The 14306-nt window shown below is 75.5% G+C and carries 14 protein-coding genes and 1 pseudogene; 8 read left to right on the plus strand and 7 right to left on the minus strand.

The genetic code is table 11. The annotated features are described in order from the left end of the window. Positions 1-86: 86 nt before the first annotated feature. From ABT263_RS37130 to ABT263_RS37140, 3 genes are all read right to left on the minus strand, one after another. Positions 87-1214 (minus strand): nucleotide disphospho-sugar-binding domain-containing protein, encoded by a 1128-nt coding sequence (locus tag ABT263_RS37130; protein ID WP_329488695.1) that lies wholly within the window; start codon positions 1212-1214, stop codon positions 87-89. A 214-nt stretch (positions 1215-1428) separates the two neighbouring features. After that, positions 1429-2316, minus strand: a complete 888-nt coding sequence (gene sigJ / locus ABT263_RS37135) for an RNA polymerase sigma factor SigJ (RefSeq protein WP_352297911.1) — start codon at positions 2314-2316, stop codon at positions 1429-1431. Positions 2317-2418: 102 nt separating this feature from the next. Then, the gene (locus tag ABT263_RS37140; protein WP_329488692.1) at positions 2419-3111 is read right to left on the minus strand and encodes an NAD(P)-dependent oxidoreductase; all 693 of its coding nucleotides are present in this window, start codon (positions 3109-3111) and stop codon (positions 2419-2421) included. Positions 3112-3469: 358 nt separating this feature from the next. Between ABT263_RS37140 and ABT263_RS37145 the strand changes: the two genes are divergently transcribed. Further along, the gene (locus ABT263_RS37145; protein WP_352297913.1) at positions 3470-4042 is read left to right on the plus strand and encodes a hypothetical protein; all 573 of its coding nucleotides are present in this window, start codon (positions 3470-3472) and stop codon (positions 4040-4042) included. A 563-nt stretch (positions 4043-4605) separates the two neighbouring features. Here ABT263_RS37145 and ABT263_RS37150 read toward each other — a convergent pair. Both ABT263_RS37150 and ABT263_RS37155 read right to left on the minus strand, forming a co-directional pair. Then, positions 4606-5250 carry a response regulator gene (locus ABT263_RS37150; RefSeq protein WP_352297915.1) on the minus strand — a complete coding sequence of 215 codons (645 nt, stop codon included), beginning with the start codon at positions 5248-5250 and terminating at the stop codon, positions 4606-4608. Continuing rightward, entirely contained in the window at positions 5247-6446 is a 1200-nt protein-coding gene (locus ABT263_RS37155) for a sensor histidine kinase (RefSeq protein ID WP_352297928.1), read from the minus strand. The genes ABT263_RS37150 and ABT263_RS37155 overlap by 4 nt, the downstream gene beginning before the upstream one ends. Positions 6447-6914: 468 nt before the next feature. Here ABT263_RS37155 and ABT263_RS37160 point away from each other — a divergent pair, with 468 nt between their 5' ends. The 7 genes from ABT263_RS37160 (at position 6915) to ABT263_RS37190 (ending at position 13308) form a co-directional block, all read left to right on the plus strand. Beyond that, entirely contained in the window at positions 6915-7472 is a 558-nt protein-coding gene (locus ABT263_RS37160) for a GlcG/HbpS family heme-binding protein (RefSeq protein ID WP_352297917.1), read from the plus strand. A gap of 218 nt (positions 7473-7690) precedes the next feature. Next, positions 7691-8107 (plus strand): PPOX class F420-dependent oxidoreductase, encoded by a 417-nt coding sequence (locus tag ABT263_RS37165; RefSeq protein WP_329492168.1) that lies wholly within the window; start codon positions 7691-7693, stop codon positions 8105-8107. Between the two features lie 43 nt (positions 8108-8150). Continuing rightward, entirely contained in the window at positions 8151-8564 is a 414-nt protein-coding gene (locus ABT263_RS37170) for a YunG family protein (protein ID WP_329488687.1), read from the plus strand. Between the two features lie 168 nt (positions 8565-8732). After that, complete coding sequence (locus ABT263_RS37175; protein ID WP_352297920.1) at positions 8733-9617, plus strand: NAD(P)-dependent oxidoreductase; 885 nt, start codon at positions 8733-8735, stop codon at positions 9615-9617. Between the two features lie 69 nt (positions 9618-9686). After that, the gene (locus ABT263_RS37180) at positions 9687-10265 is read left to right on the plus strand and encodes a flavodoxin family protein (RefSeq protein WP_329488685.1); all 579 of its coding nucleotides are present in this window, start codon (positions 9687-9689) and stop codon (positions 10263-10265) included. Positions 10266-10651: 386 nt separating this feature from the next. After that, the gene (locus ABT263_RS37185) at positions 10652-11902 is read left to right on the plus strand and encodes an LPXTG cell wall anchor domain-containing protein (RefSeq protein WP_352297923.1); all 1251 of its coding nucleotides are present in this window, start codon (positions 10652-10654) and stop codon (positions 11900-11902) included. Positions 11903-12087: 185 nt separating this feature from the next. Next, entirely contained in the window at positions 12088-13308 is a 1221-nt protein-coding gene (locus tag ABT263_RS37190; protein ID WP_502885929.1) for a hypothetical protein, read from the plus strand. Positions 13309-13364: 56 nt separating this feature from the next. Here the strand turns inward: ABT263_RS37190 and ABT263_RS37195 are convergent, their stop codons facing one another. Further along, positions 13365-14123: an aquaporin gene (locus tag ABT263_RS37195; RefSeq protein ID WP_352297925.1), complete on the minus strand. Its 759-nt coding sequence runs from the start codon at positions 14121-14123 to the stop codon at positions 13365-13367. 103 nt (positions 14124-14226) lie between these two features. Next, a pseudogene (locus tag ABT263_RS37200) lies at positions 14227-14306 on the minus strand (VOC family protein); the annotation flags it as partial.

Here is a 14306-nt window from a genome sequence, read left to right on the forward strand (position 1 = left end):
GGGGGCCCCCGCGGGTCCGCCCGCGGCCCGCGCCGCCGCCGGCACCCCCCGCGGGGGGCGGGGCCGACCCCGCGGGGAGGGCCGGGTCAGCGCGGGGCAGCGGCGAGGGCCTCGATGTCGGGGACGAGGGCGGCCGGGGTGGGGAGGGCCTCGTTGTCGGCCCGGAGGCGGGCGGCGGCGTCGCGCAGCGCCGGGTCCTCGACGAGGCGGGTGAGCAGGGCGGTGTCCACGTCGGCCGAGGCCGAGCGCAGGGCGGCCCCGGTGGCGGTGAGGATGTCGGCGACGGCGAAGTTGTCGGCGCCCTGGGGGAGGAGCAGCTGGGGCACCCCGGCCTGCAGACCGGTGAGCGTGCTGCCGGAGCCGCCGTGGTGGACCACGGCGTCGCAGACGCGCAGCAGCTCCGCGAGCGGGACCCAGGGCAGCGGGCGGACGTTGGCCGGGAGCGGACCGAGGTGGCTGAGGTCGGCCTCGCCGACGGCGAGCAGGAACTCGGCGTCGACCCCGGCGGCGGCCTCGATCAGCCGGCTGATGGCGTGCACGCCGTCCATCTCGGCGACCACGGTGCCCAGGGTGACGGCGACCCGCGGCCGGGTGCCGCGGCGCAGCAGGTCGCCGGGGACGACACCGCCGCCGTTGTAGGGGAGGTAGCGCATCCGCAGGCCGCCCCCGTCGCCGCCGAGCGAGGCCGGGACGATGTCCAGCGGGGTGGTCTCGGCGGGGCCGGCCACGCCGTGCGCCTCGTAGACGTCGGTGAAGTGGGTGGCCAGCCGGCCGGCCAGGTCGAGGCCGGAGGTGAGGCCGAAGTTCTGGAGCGCCGCCGGGATCTTGAGCTTGGCCGCGACCAGCTGGGCGGAGGCCAGGCAGGAGTCGTGGATCAGCAGGTCGGGCTCCCACGCGCCGGCGACGGCGAGCAGGTCGTCCACGGTGGAGCGGGAGGCGTGGGCGAAGGCGGCGGCGGCCATGTCGAAGATCTGGTCCTGGTCCAGGTCCGGCCTGGAGTACCGGGCCTCCTCGCCGGTGGCCTCCTCGAAGGCCTCCCGGAGTGGCCGGCCGTCGCCGATCTCGGCTATCGGGAAGCCGGCCTGCCGGAGCTGGTCCATCGGCTTCGGGCTGGCGAACAGGACCTCGTGTCCGGCTGCGCGCAGGGCCTGCGCGGTCGGCACCATCGGGAAGAGGTGGCTGGGCGCGGCCGGGCCGGTGAAGAGTATGCGCACGATCGTCTCCTGGTCGTTCATTCGGGTCGAACGGGGCTGGCGGTACGAGTGGGCCCGCTCTCTCCGTGAACTGACGACCGATCAGTTCCTGTTCCCGACAGGATCGATTATCGGACGTTCTGTCACGGGTCTTGCGGGCGACGGTGAAGTGTGCTGCTCTTTCCTGTTGCTCTTCCTGCTGCTCCTGCTCCTGCTCTTCCTCCGGTGGCCCCGCTCAGAGCGGCGGGACGGGGAGGTCGCGAAGGCGGTCGGGGTCGGCGAGCAGGTTGATCTCGGTGATGCGGTCGTTCACGACGGTCAGCGCCAGGACGGAGAAGAGCCGGCCGTCGGGGGCGGTGACCAGGCCGAGCGCGCCGTTGATCAGGGCCGGGCGGGCGAAGGGTGCCAGACCGCGGAAGAGCAGCGCCTGCCGGGCGACGTCGGGCGCGCCGTGGACGAGGTGCTGGATGCCGGGGAAGCCGCCGGCCCCGGTGGCGCCGACGTCGGCGCGCAGGGTGATGTCCGGGTCGAGCAGGGCGACCAGGGCGTCGAAGTCACCGCTGCGGGAGGCCGCGAGGAAGGCGTCGACGACGACCCGCTGGCGGGTGAGGTCGGTCTCCGGGGCGGCCGCGCCCCGGACCCGGCGGCGGGCCCGGCTGGCGAGCTGGCGGGTGGCGGCCGGGGTGCGGTCGACGATCGGGGCGAGCTCCTCGAACGGCACCGCGAACATGTCGTGCAGGACGAAGGCGAGCCGTTCGGCCGGCGGCAGGGTGTCCAGCACCACCAGCATGGCCAGGCCCACCGAGTCGGCCAGCAGCGCGGCCTGTTCGGGGTCGGCGGTGTCCGCGCGTGCGATCACCGGGTCGGGCACATGGGTGTCCAGCGGGGCCTCGCGCCGGGCGGTGCGGGAGCGGAGCAGGTCCAGGCAGACCCGGCCGACGACGGTGGTCAGCCAGCCGGGCAGGTTGTCGACGCGGGAGGCGTCGGAGCGGCTGAGCCGGAACCAGGTCTCCTGGACGGCGTCCTCGGCCTCGCTCAGGGAGCCGAGCATCCGGTAGGCCACCGACCGCAGATGGGGGCGGTGCTGCTCGAACCGCCGGGCCAGGAAGTCGTTGTCGTTCATCGGGCGCGCCGTCGCAATCCGTCGTGGGCCCGCCGGCCGGAGCGGTCGGCGGAGTTCGGCCGGGGGTCTGACGATGGGTCGGGAACAGGGGTGGGGCCCCGGTCAGTCGGCGATGCCGACGGTCCGGTGGACCGAATCGGGCCGGTCGACCAGGCCGAGCATGCAGTGGGCGACATCGGCGCGGGCGACCGACAGGCCGCGGCGGAGGTTGCGCCCGTACGCCGTCCGGTAGTCCCGGGTGAGCGGCCGGTCGGTGAGCCGGGGCGGGCGGACGATCGTCCAGTCCAGCCCGCCGGCGCGGATCTCGTCCTCCATCCGGGCCAGGTCGGCGTAGTGCGTGCGCAGGGCCGCCCGGGTGAGCGGGGCGGCGAGGTGGCGCATGAAGAAGCCGTCGCCCGGGTCGTGCCGGGGCGGCCGCGGGCGGGCGGGGGAGGGGACGGCACCGATCGGGGCCGCGCTGACCACGATCAGGCGCCGGGCGCCCACCTCGCGCATCGCGGTGATGACCGCCCGGGTGCCGCGCCAGGCGACACCGGCCTCGGCGCTGGACCGGGCGCCGAGGCCGGAGAGGACGGCGTCCGAGCCGGCGACCGCGGATTGCAGTTCGGCCGGCTCGGCGACGGCCAGATCGGCGCGGACGACCCGGACGCCGGCCGGGGCGCGGCCGCTCCCGGCCGGGTCGGCCAGCCTGGCCGGGGTGCGGACCACGACGGTGACGTCGTGGCCGGCCGCGACGGCCTGGGTGAGCAGGTGTCGTCCGATGCCGCCGGTGGCGGCGAGGATGGTGAGCTTCATCTGCGGCTGCCTCCTGTCTGTGAGGGGTGGCGTTCGTTCGCGACACCCTCTGAGCGGATCGGACGCCGGGAATGTGACGGCGGCGGCCGTGAATGTGACGCAGGTCACTGCCGGGTCGCGCGGCGGCGAGGAAGGTGCGGACCGTGGTGGTGAAGGCCTCGGACTGCTCGAAGGCCACGAGGTGTCCGGTGCCGGTTCGGCGCGGCCGGGCAGGGCGGTCGCCCGGGCCGGTCCGGCGTGTCGGGCGGGGCGGGGAACTGTGCCGGTTCGGCACGCCGTCCACGGAGTGACGCAATCCCTTCCCGGGCCGAACACCGGGAGAAGCGCGGAGGGCCCGGTGCAGTCAGGTGGAACCGAAGTGAACGTCGAGAACCCGGCCGGTCCCCGGTGCCCGGAGCCCGCCGGGCCGTTCGCGCGGCCCGCGCGGACGGTCGTGGACCAGGCGGCCGCCGGCGAACGCTGTGAGTGGCTGCTGCAGCGGACGCTGGACGCCGTCCGGCCGGCGCTGTCCTGGCGGTACGCCGCGCCCCGCGCGGGTGCGCGGCTGCCGCCGCCGGGCTCCGGACCGGCCGACGGCGGCGTCCAGTGGTACGTCGGCCGCGGCCGGGACATCGTCACGATCATCTCGGGCGCCCGGCGGGGCGAGTTGCCGGCCATGGTGGAGGCGGGGTGGCGGCGGCGCGGCTGGACCATCACCTCGGTGAACGCCTGTCGCGAGCTGCCCGGAGTCGCCGCGGTCACGCCGGACGGCTACCGGCTGGCGCTGGAGTTCGGTGTCCTGGGCGAGGCCCGGCTGACCGCGACCTCGCCGGGGGTGGCCCGTTCGGAGCCGGTGCGGGGCGCGCCCGGCGGTCCCGAAGTCCCGTACGCGGTAGGCGGATCGGCGGCACTGCCGGAGATCCGCTGTCCGTTCTGGAGCGCCCTGGGCTGACCTGGGCTGACCTGGGACGGTGGGTGTTGAGAAGGCGCGGAGCGAGTCCCCCCGGACTCGCTCCGCGCCTTCTCCGCACACGGCATCGGCGCGCCGTACCCCCCGACTCTCCGGTCCCCCGCCGCACCCCCCTGGCAGCCACCCTCCGGCGAGGATGGTTCGCACAGACCCCGGCGAGGCCCCACCACCGGAGGCGTCGTTGATCTCCACGCTAACAAACCGAGTGGTTGGTTTGTCAATAGAGAGTTCCACGAAACATCCACATTCCGGCGGGCGTGTTCGGGCAGCCCGAGGCCGGGCCGAGGGTGGGACGCAGGTGGGCGGTGCGCCGTCAGCGGCCGGGTGCCGGGGCGTGCCGACTCCGGCGCGGGTGCTCCGGGTGCGTAAGGAAACGGTGTCGGAGGAGGGTGGCCAGGGTCTCCTGCCTCACCCGTCCGGGCGAACGGAGGGCCCGGGGCGAGGCTCCCGGGGCCGGGAATCCGACACTCGGGAGCGGGGCACCCGGCGGCGCGGAATCCGACACTCCGGGGCGGGACGGGCACGCAGCGGCACCGGACGGGCGCTCAGCGCAGCAGCCGGCGCTCCTTGGCCACGGCCACCGCGCCGGCCCTGGTGTCCACGCCCAACTTGTCGTAGATCCGGCCCAGATGGGTCTTCACGGTGGCTTCGCTGATGAACAGCGCCCGGGCGATCTCCCGGTTGCCGAGCCCCTGTCCGAGCTGCGCCAGGATCTCCTGCTCACGCTCGGTCAACTGCGGTACGGGGGCCCGCATCTGAGCCATCACCCGGGAGGCGACCGGCGGTGACAGCACGGTCCGGCCGCGCGCGGCCGCGTGCACCGCCGCGAACAGCTCCTCGGGCCGTTCGGCCTTCAGCAGGTAGCCGGTGGCGCCCGCCCCGATCGCCCGGGTGATGTCGGCGTCGGTGTCGTAGGTGGTGAGGACCAGGACGTGCGGCGCGCCCGGTGCGGCGGTGATCCGCCGGGTGGCCTCGACGCCGTCGATCCCCTCGCCGAGCTGGAGGTCCATCAGCACGACCTGCGGCGCCAGCGCACCGGCCAGGGCGACCGCCTCCTCGCCGGTGCTCGCCTCGCCGACCACCTCGATGTCACCGGCGCTGGCCAGCAGCGCCAGCAGGCCGGCCCGGACCACGGCGTGGTCGTCGCAGACCAGCAGCCGCACCGGCGGGGTCGAGGGGGCGGTGCTCATCGGGGCTCCAGGGGGATTCGTCGGGGCTCCAGCGGGATCGCGGCGGAGACGACGGTGCCCTCGCCGGGGGTGCTCTCGACGGTCAGCGTGCCACCGAGCTGGCGGAGCCGCGCCCGCATCGCGGGCAGACCGTGACCGCGCCCGCCGCTGCCGGGCTCCGGCGCGCCGGAGCCGCCGCCCGGCCGGGCGGGCCGGAAACCCCGGCCGTCGTCGGCGACGTCCAGGACGGCCTGGTCGCCGAGGAAGGACAGGGTCAGCGCGGCGGCCGAGGCCCCGGCGTGCTCCCGGACGTTGGCCAGCGCGCCCTGGGCGATCCGCAGCAGCGCGGACTGCGCGGCGGCGGGCAGCGGCACCGGGGCGCCGTCCAGGTGGAACCGGACCGGCAGCCCGCTCTCGGCGGACTCCCGCTCGGCGAGCGAGCGCAGCGCCTGGTCGAGGGTGCGCCCGTCGGCGAGTTCGGCGGGCGCGAGGTCGTGGACGAAGCGGCGGGCCTCGGCGAGGTTGCGGGCCGCCACCTCGGCGGCGGTCCGGACATGGGTGCGGGCGGTCGCCGGGTCGGCCTCCCAGGTGCGGTCGGCGGCCTGCAGCAGCATCTGCTGGCTGGACAACCCCTGCGCCAGGGTGTCGTGGATCTCCATGGCCAGCCGTTCGCGCTCGGCCAGAGTGCCCTCCCGGCGCTCGGTGGCGGCGAGTTCGCGCCGGGTGCGGACGAGGTCCGCGATCAGCGCCCGCTGCCGCTCGGCCTGCCGTTCCATGTACAGGAAGACGGCGGTGGCGAGCGCCGCCACGGCTGGCGGCAGCAGCACCAGGTTGGCGTCCACCCCGCCCGGCAGCCGGACCTCGCCGATCACCACCAGCAGGGTGAGCGCGGCCACCAGCGGGATCGCCGCCCGGGCGGGCAGCGTGCGCAGGGCGGTGTAGACCAGCGGGACGGCGCACCAGGCGAAGCTCGGCGCGACCAGCACCAGGACGACCCAGAGGGCGACCACCAGGGCCAGCGGCCAGAGCCTGCGCCGGCGCCCGGGGGCGGGCGGGCGGCGGTGGGCCAGCCAGGAGCCGACCGGCTGGGCGACGGCCAGGGCGAGGCCGAGGCCGATCACCCAGGGGATGCGGGGGTTGCCGGGGTGGTGGCTGAGGTAGCGGCTGAGCGAGGTGGCGAGCAGCAGCAGGAAGGCGGAGTCGAGCAGGACGGCCAGCCGGCCGTCGTCCGGGTTGTCGGCCCCGGGGCCGGAGAGGTCCGCCGGGTCGGGCGGGTTCGCCGGTCCCGGCGGGTTCGTCGGGACCGCCGGGTCGGGGGTTGCCGCCGGGCCCGCGGGGGCCGGGGCGGTGGCGCCGGTGGCCGGTTCGCCGCCGGCGGGACGGTCCTGCGGCACGGGGCGGCTCCTTCCACTCTGCGGTCGCCGCTCTGCGGGCGGCTCTCTGCGGTCGGCACTCCGGCCCACCGCGCTGACCTGGTCCGATCCCTCGATGGTGACCCGTCCGACCGGGCCGCGCATCAGCCGATCGGTTGACGGGACCGTCCTCCATCCTGCGCGCGAGCGGCCGCCGGACCGTCGATGTGCCCGGGGGCCCGGCGGCCGGAGGATCGGTACCGAAGCCGCCGAGCCCGACCTGGCCCCCAGATCCCGGCCGTGGCACCGACCGATCCGACGAGGAGCCCGACCATGAAGAAGACCTCCCTGCGTACCCGTGTGCTGACCGGTACCGTCGCCGCCGCCGCGCTGGCCACCGCCACCGTCGGCGCCGTCTCGGCCAGTGCGGACACCACCGAGGCCCCGGCCGCCGCCGCGGTGAAGGCCGACACCCAGAACAAGAACCTCACCCAGACCACCGGCCTGACCATCGAGGCCGCCACCAAGGCCGCCCAGGCCACCCTGGACGCGGCCACCAAGGCCGGCCAGCACGTCACGGTCGCGGTGGTGGACCGCGACGGCATCACCCGGGTGCTGCTCAAGGGTGACGGCGCCGGCCCGCAGTCGCCGGAGTCCGCCGAGCGCAAGGCGTTCACGGCGGTCTCCTGGAACGCGCCGACCTCCGAGCTGGCCAAGCGGCTGGCGCAGGCGCCGAACCTCAAGGACATCCCGGGCACGCTGTTCCTGGCCGGCGGCGCCCCGGTGCAGGCCAAGGGCGCGCCGATCGCGGGCATCGGCGTCGCGGGCGCGCCCAGCGGCGACCTGGACGAGCAGTTCGCCCAGGCGGGCGTCGCGGCGCTCGGCAAGTAGCGCCCGGCGGGCGCGCACGCCCGACGCGACGCGGTGCACCGGAGCGGACCCCCGACCGCTCCGGTGCGCCGGCATGCCCGCGCGCCGCTGCCCGCCGCCCGCCCGCGCCCGGCACATCCGCCCCGGAACCCGGGAACCCGGTCACCCGGTCACCCCGGTCACCCCGGGAACCCGGTGCGCCGGAGCACCGCAGCGGTCAGGATGGGCGCATGCCTCACATGACCGAGACCGAGTGGCGCGCCTTCCTCGCCGCCGGCACCCGTACCGCCAAGATCGCCACCACCCGGGCCGACGGTCGCCCGCACGTCGCGCCGGTCTGGTTCCTGCTGGACGGCGACGAGATCGTGTTCAACACCGGCGCCGGCACGGTGAAGGGCCGCACGCTGGCCCGCGACGGCCGGGTGATGCTCTGCGTGGACGACGACCGGCCGCCCTTCTCCTACGCCCTCGTCCAGGGCACCGCCCGGCTGAGCGACGATCTGCCCGAGGTGCGCGACTGGGCCACCCGGATCGCCGCCCGGTACATGGGCGAGGAACTCGCCGAGCAGTACGGCGCCCGTAACGGCGTCCCCGGCGAGCTGCTCGTACGGGTGAAGATCGAGAAGGTCACCGCAGAACACGGGGTGGCCCACTGAAAAGCCCGTGCCGCTGTCAGTGGGGCGTGGCAGGCTTCCCGCTATGACGGCGTGGACCCTCAACGACATCGAACGTGCGATCCGCTCCTCCTGGGGTGTCGACACCTGTGCGCCCGAGGACCTGGCCCACTGGCATCCCGACAATCCCGCCCGCGGCCAGTGCGGGGTCACCGCGATGGTCCTGCACGACCTGCTCGGCGGCGAGCTCATGATGGGCGAGGTGCACGTCGGCGGTGTCCGGACGGACCTGCACTGGTGGAACCGGTTCGCGACCGGCTTCGAGATCGACCTCACCCGCGAGCAGTTCGGCCCCGACGAGCGGGTCGGCCCCGGCCGGCCGGTCGCCCGCCCGCAGCGCCCGGGCCGGCTCCAGGCCCAGTACGAACTGCTGCGCCACCGGGTCGTCGCCGAACTGGAGTCGGGCCGGGCCCGGTTGCCGGAGCACGCGTGCGCCTGAGCACGGCCGGGGCGACGGGCTGACGTACAGTCGGGACGGCATGGATCGTGGTCCGACGGCATTGTCGGACCGGCCCGCCCGCTTCGACGTGCCCGGTTCGCCGTACCGGTGGCTCCGGCCCGGCGGTCCGTGGCGCGGTCCGCCGGGCGGCGACGACGGGAGTGGGCGATGGCAGTGACGACGGTCGGCTTCGTGGGGCTCGGCGCGATGGGGCAGGGCATGGCCGCCAGCCTGCTGCGGGCCGGGTACCGGGTGCGGGTCTGGAACCGCTCGCCCGGGCCGGTGGCCGCGCTGGTCGACCGGGGCGCCGAGGCGGCCGACGGGCCGGCCGGTGCGTTCGCCGCCGAGGCGGTGGTCTCCATGCTCGCCGACGACGCCGCGTTCGAGCGGCTGCTGCTCGATCCGGCCCTGCTGGCCGGCGCCCGGGCCACCCTGCACGTCAACATGGCCACGGTCTCGGTGGCGCTCGCGGAGCGGGCCGAGGCCCTGCACGCCGAGCACGGCATCGGCTACGTCGCCGCGCCGGTCCTCGGCCGGCCCCCGGTGGCGGCGGCCGGCGAGCTGAACATCCTGGCCGCCGGGGCCCCGGAGGCGCTCGCCCTGGCCGAACCGCTGCTCGCCGCGATGGGGCGGCGGACGTGGCACTTCGGCGACCACCCGCGCCAGGCCAACACCGCCAAGATCAGCGCCAACTTCCTGCTGGCCTGCGCGATCGAGTCGATGGCCGAGGCGTGCAGCCTGGCCGAGGCCAACGGCGTCCGCCCGACCGATCTGGTCGAGATGCTCACCGCCACGCTCTTCCCCGGGCCGGTCTACTCCGGTTACGGGGCGATGGTCGCCGAGCGCCGGTACGAACCGGCCGGTTTCAAGCTTCCGCTGGGTCTCAAGGACGTCGATCTCGCGCTGACCGCCGGCGCCGCGGCGCACGTGCCGCTGCCCTTCGGCAGCGCGCTGCGGGACGCCTTCCTCGACGCCCTGGCGCACGGTGACGGCGAGAAGGACTGGGCGGCCGTCGCGGCCGTCGCCCGCCGCCGGGCGGGCCTGCCGGAGTAGTCGCCGCCGGGCTCGTCGGAGGGCTGTCGTACGCTCGGGCCTTCTGTCGCCATCCGCACGGGGGTCCTGATGTCCGAGCACACCGCCGGCGCCGCTGCGCCGCGTTCGTTCCTCTTCCTGAACGCCAGTTCGCGCCCGGACGGCAACTCCGAACAGCTGGCCCGGCTGGCCGCGGGGGCGAGTCTGCCGCCCGGTGCCGAGCAGCGGTGGCTGCGGCTGAGCGAGCACCCGCTGCCCCCCTTCGAGGACCGCCGGCACAGTGAGGACGGCGGCTTCCCCGAGCCGGCCGGCCACGAACGCACCCTGTTGGACGCCACCCTGGCCGCGACCGACCTGGTCTTCGTCGCCCCGGTGTACTGGTACTCGCTGCCGACCAGCGCCAAGCTCTACCTCGACCACTGGTCCGCCTGGCTGCGGGCGCCCGGGGCGGACTTCCGCGCCCGGCTCTCCGGCGGCACCATCTGGGCCGTCACCGCCCTGGCCACCGAGCCGGACAAGGCGGACCCGCTGATCGCCACCCTGCGGCTCTGCGCCGACTACATGGGCATGCGCTGGGGCGGCGCGCTGCTCGGCAACGGCACCCGGCCGGGCGACGTGCTGAACGACGAGCGGGCGCTGGTCGCCGCCAAGTCCTTCTTCGCGGGCTGACGCCCACCCACCGGCCGGACCTCTCCGACGAGGGCGGGGAGGCCCGACCGGTCGGCTCCGGCGGCGGTCCGTGGGAGCAGGGCCGCCCGACGGCGGTTTCCCGCCAGTGCGGCGCCGTCGGACGCGGTGCTCCGGACGTGTACCGGTCACCCTGCGGTCATCTGACGGTAGGGCACAAAAGCCTTACCGAGTGACGGAGTTGGGCCAATCGGACAGTATCCGGTCAGGGTGGTGCACGAAGGGTGGCACCCGCCTTACGATCTGGCTGGATCTTTCGGTAGTCTCCGTCGGACTTTCAGCTTCGTGGGGGGACCACAGTTCGGACAACCCAGTCCTTCCGCGCTCCCGGGCCACGCCCGGACTCATCCGTGAGGTCTTCCTTGCCCATGTCCATACGTCGCAGCTTCGCCCTCGCCGGTGCCGCCGCCCTCGCCTCTTCGATGGTGCTGGCCGGTGCCCAGGGCGCCGTCGCCGTCGGCACCACCGGCTCCCCGTCCGCCACCGCGGCACCGCAGGCCGACAAGTCCTCGCGCCAGAGCCTGGACCTCTCCGTGCGCGGGGTGCCGGACACCTTCATCGCGGGCGGCGACGCCCGGGAGTTCACCTTCCGGATCGACAACTCGACCCGGCACGACTTCGTGTTCTACCCGCTGCTCAAGTTCAAGAACCGCGCGGGCAGCCTGGAGGCCGGCGACCTCAAGGTCGAGTACCAGCTGCCCGGCGGCGCCTGGCTGCCCGGCTCGGTCGCCCCCGGCGGCGGGGACTCCGACGACGACGCGGTGCTCATCCTGCTCGGCGGGGCCGACTCCGACGACGCGATGCTCGCGGTGAACCGCGGCAAGGACGTCTCCATCAAGGTCCGCGCCTCGTTCACCAAGGACGCCCCGCTCGGCAAGGCCGGCGTGGTGCCGGTCGTCTTCTCCGAGCAGCTCGACGACCAGTCCCACGAGCCCGTCGGCAACGGCCACTTCAGCTGCGACGGCATCACCGGCGCCGGCTTCACCATCAAGGCCGGGGGCGGCAAGCCGAGCCCGACCGCCAGCCAGACCACCGGCAAGCCGACCGGCAGCCCGTCGCCCAGCCACTCGCCGAGCCACTCGCCGAGCCAGTCGCCGAGCCAGTCGCCGAGCCACTCGCCCAGCCACTCGCCCTCGGCCACCGCCACCGCGACGCCCACCGCGACCGCTACGGCGACGCCCACGGCGACCGCCACGGCCACGCCCACCGCGACCGCCACGGCGACGCCCACGGCCACCGCCACCGCGACGCCCACCGCCACCACCTCGGCGTCGACCAGCCCGTCGGCGTCGACCAGCCCGTCGGCGTCGACCAGCCCGTCGTCCTCGGCGAGCGCGCAGCCGACCGGTGCGACCACCTCCGCCCCGTCCACCGGCGGCACCGGCGCCCAGGAGCCGATCGACTTCCCGGTGACCGTGCCGACCGTGACGCCGCCGAAGCTCACCCCGGCCGCCGTCGCCAAGGCCAAGAACGCGGCCGACAACGCCGACAAGGCACTGGCCCAGACCGGTGGCGGTGACGACACCACCGGCATCGCCATCGCCGGTGGCGCCGTCCTCGCGGTCGGCGCCGGCACCCTCGTACTGCTCCGCCGCCGCAAGGCCGCCCAGCAGGGCTGACCCCGGCCCGGGCCGAGCCCGGGCATCCGGCCCGCCGGGCCCCGGCACCGCCGGGTCCGCCCGGCCCGGCCGACGACCGCGCCCCTGGGGTGTCCTGCCAGGGACACCCCAGGGGCGCGGTCGTTTCCGTCGGGTCACATAGGATGACCGGCCGAAGGGGGGCTCGGCGCGGGAGAGGTACAGGGGTGCGGGGAGCACGGTCGGCACGGTCCACCACCGACTACGAGGCCGCCACCGGCCGGATCGCCGGTCTGCCGGTGCGCAGACACCACGTCCTGCTGGTCGCCTGGACGGTCCTCTGGTTCCTGCTGGTCGAGCCCAGCGGCGGCTTCTCCTGGCACTACCTGCGTCAGGGCGAGGAGCTGCTCTTCAGCGGCCAGACCGACGGCGGGCTCGCGCTCTACGCCCACCACCCCGAACTGCAGATCGGTCCGGTCAGCCTGGCCGTCGCCCGGCTCTTCAGCCCGTTCCCCGCGCACACCGGCCAGCTGGTGGCCGAGGCCGCGATGGCCGGGCTCGGCCTGGTGATGCTCGTCCTGGTCGGCCGCACCGCCGCCTGGTACTACCTGGGCACCGGCACCAACCACCGCCGGCTGCAGCAGCGGCTGCTGGTCGCCGGGCTGGCGTTCATCCCGATGTGGGTGGAGGTCTCGGTCCGCTTCGCGCACCTGGACGACGTGCTGGCACTCTTCTTCACCACCCTCGCCGCGCACGCGCTCAGCCGGGGCCGGGCCGTCCAGGTCGCCGTCTACCTGGCGCTGGCGGTGGACTCCAAGCCCTGGGCGCTGGCCTTCGCCCCGCTGATCCTGGCGCTGCCCCGGCCGGCCTGGCTGCGCACGGCGCTGTGGTTCGCCGGGCTGGTGGCCGTCGCCTGGCTGCCGTTCTACCTGGGCGACCTGGACACGGTGGCGGCCGCCAAGTTCACCATCCCCAACCAGCCGGCCTCGGCGCTGCGGTGGTTCGGGGTGACCGACCCGACCACGCCGTGGTGGGACCGGCCGCTGCAGTTCGGCCTGGGCCTCGCGCTGGGCAGCATCGCGGTGTGGCGCGGCCGGTGGCCGGCCGTCGTCCTGCTGGGCGCGGACGCCCGGATCCTGTTCGACCCCAGCGTCTACACCTACTACACGGCCTCGATCCTGCTCGGCACCCTGCTCTGGGACGCGGTCGGCCAGCAGCGGCTGGTGCCGTGGTGGAGCTGGATCGCGCTGGCCGCGCTGTACGGCGGCACGCTGCTGATCCCCTCCGACTCGGCGCGCGGCTTCGTCCGGCTGGCCTTCGTGGTGCTGTCGGCCGCGTACGTGCTGCTCTGGCCCACCCGGCGGGGCCGCCGGCCGCGCCCCGGGGGAGACACCGGGGGCAGGGCCGCCCGGCGCCGCGAGCGCGTGCCCGCGGGTGCCGTGGGCTGAACGGCGGTGGGGCCGTGGGCTGAACGGCGGTGGGTGCTCGGGTGCCGGCCGGCGGTTCAGCCGGTCGCGGCGGACCGGCCCGCGACGAGCTCCCGCGCGTCGTCCGGCACGGACTCGCTCCGGACCGGTCCGGAGCGGGTGAACAGCACCGCGCCCAGCGCCAGCGCGGCCACCGCCCCGGCCAGTTGGGCGAGCACGAAGCCGGGGACGGAGCCGGGCGCGATCCCGGTGTAGCTGTCGGTCAGCGCCCGTCCCAGGGTCACCGCCGGATTGGCGAACCCGCCGGAGGAGGTGGCCCAGCAGGCCGCCGCGACCCAGAGACCGACCGCGGCGGGCACCAGGCGGCCGCGTCCGCTGCCGGTCAGCCCGGCGACCACCAGCAGCAGCGTCCCGGTGGCCACCGCCTCGCCGAGCCAGAGCGCTCCGCCGTCCCGGCCGTGTCCGGAGGGCTCGACGAACGGCCGCCCGAACATCGCGTTGGCCAGGCCCGTCCCGGCGACCGCGCCGGCCAGCTGCGCGGCGGCGTACCCGCCGAGTTCGGGCAGCGTCGGCCCGCTGCCGTCGCGCCGGCCGGCCCACCACGCGCCGGCCGTCACCAGCGGGTTGAAGTGCCCGCCGGAGAGCGGGCCGAACAGCTCGATCAGGACGGCCAGGGCCAGCGCGGAGGCACCGACGTTGGCCAGGAACCGGACCCCGCCGTCCTGGCTCAGCGCGGCGGCCTGGATGCCCGAGCCGACCACGACGGCGGCGAGCGCGGCCGTACCGACCGCCTCCGCGGCCAGCCGTCGTACCAGGGGCGCAGCGGTGGTGGTCATGGCGCCATGCTGGCGGCTGCCGTCCGGCCCGGCAATAGGCGGCTTCGTCCAAGCCGGGGCCCGTCCGGGGCCGTCCGCTCGGAGACTCGCACGGGGCCGACGTCTAGCGGTTGCCGTAGGGGCGGGTGATGATCTCCATGCCGTGGCCGGCCGGGTCGAAGAAGTACAGCCCCCGGCCGCCGT

The sequence above is a fragment of the Kitasatospora sp. NPDC001603 genome (assembly GCF_040298365.1).
Lineage (GTDB): Bacteria > Actinomycetota > Actinomycetes > Streptomycetales > Streptomycetaceae > Kitasatospora.

Coding starts and splice junctions, on each gene's coding strand:
- sigJ (WP_352297911.1), bottom strand. CDS start 2,316: ATGAACGACAACGACTTCCTGGCCCGGCGGTTCGAGCAGCACCGCCCC.
- ABT263_RS37140 (WP_329488692.1), bottom strand. CDS start 3,111: ATGAAGCTCACCATCCTCGCCGCCACCGGCGGCATCGGACGACACCTG.
- ABT263_RS37150 (WP_352297915.1), bottom strand. CDS start 5,250: ATGAGCACCGCCCCCTCGACCCCGCCGGTGCGGCTGCTGGTCTGCGAC.
- ABT263_RS37160 (WP_352297917.1), top strand. CDS start 6,915: ATGAAGAAGACCTCCCTGCGTACCCGTGTGCTGACCGGTACCGTCGCC.
- ABT263_RS37165 (WP_329492168.1), top strand. CDS start 7,691: ATGACCGAGACCGAGTGGCGCGCCTTCCTCGCCGCCGGCACCCGTACC.
- ABT263_RS37170 (WP_329488687.1), top strand. CDS start 8,151: ATGACGGCGTGGACCCTCAACGACATCGAACGTGCGATCCGCTCCTCC.
- ABT263_RS37175 (WP_352297920.1), top strand. CDS start 8,733: ATGGCAGTGACGACGGTCGGCTTCGTGGGGCTCGGCGCGATGGGGCAG.
- ABT263_RS37180 (WP_329488685.1), top strand. CDS start 9,687: ATGTCCGAGCACACCGCCGGCGCCGCTGCGCCGCGTTCGTTCCTCTTC.
- ABT263_RS37185 (WP_352297923.1), top strand. CDS start 10,652: ATGTCCATACGTCGCAGCTTCGCCCTCGCCGGTGCCGCCGCCCTCGCC.
- ABT263_RS37195 (WP_352297925.1), bottom strand. CDS start 14,123: ATGACCACCACCGCTGCGCCCCTGGTACGACGGCTGGCCGCGGAGGCG.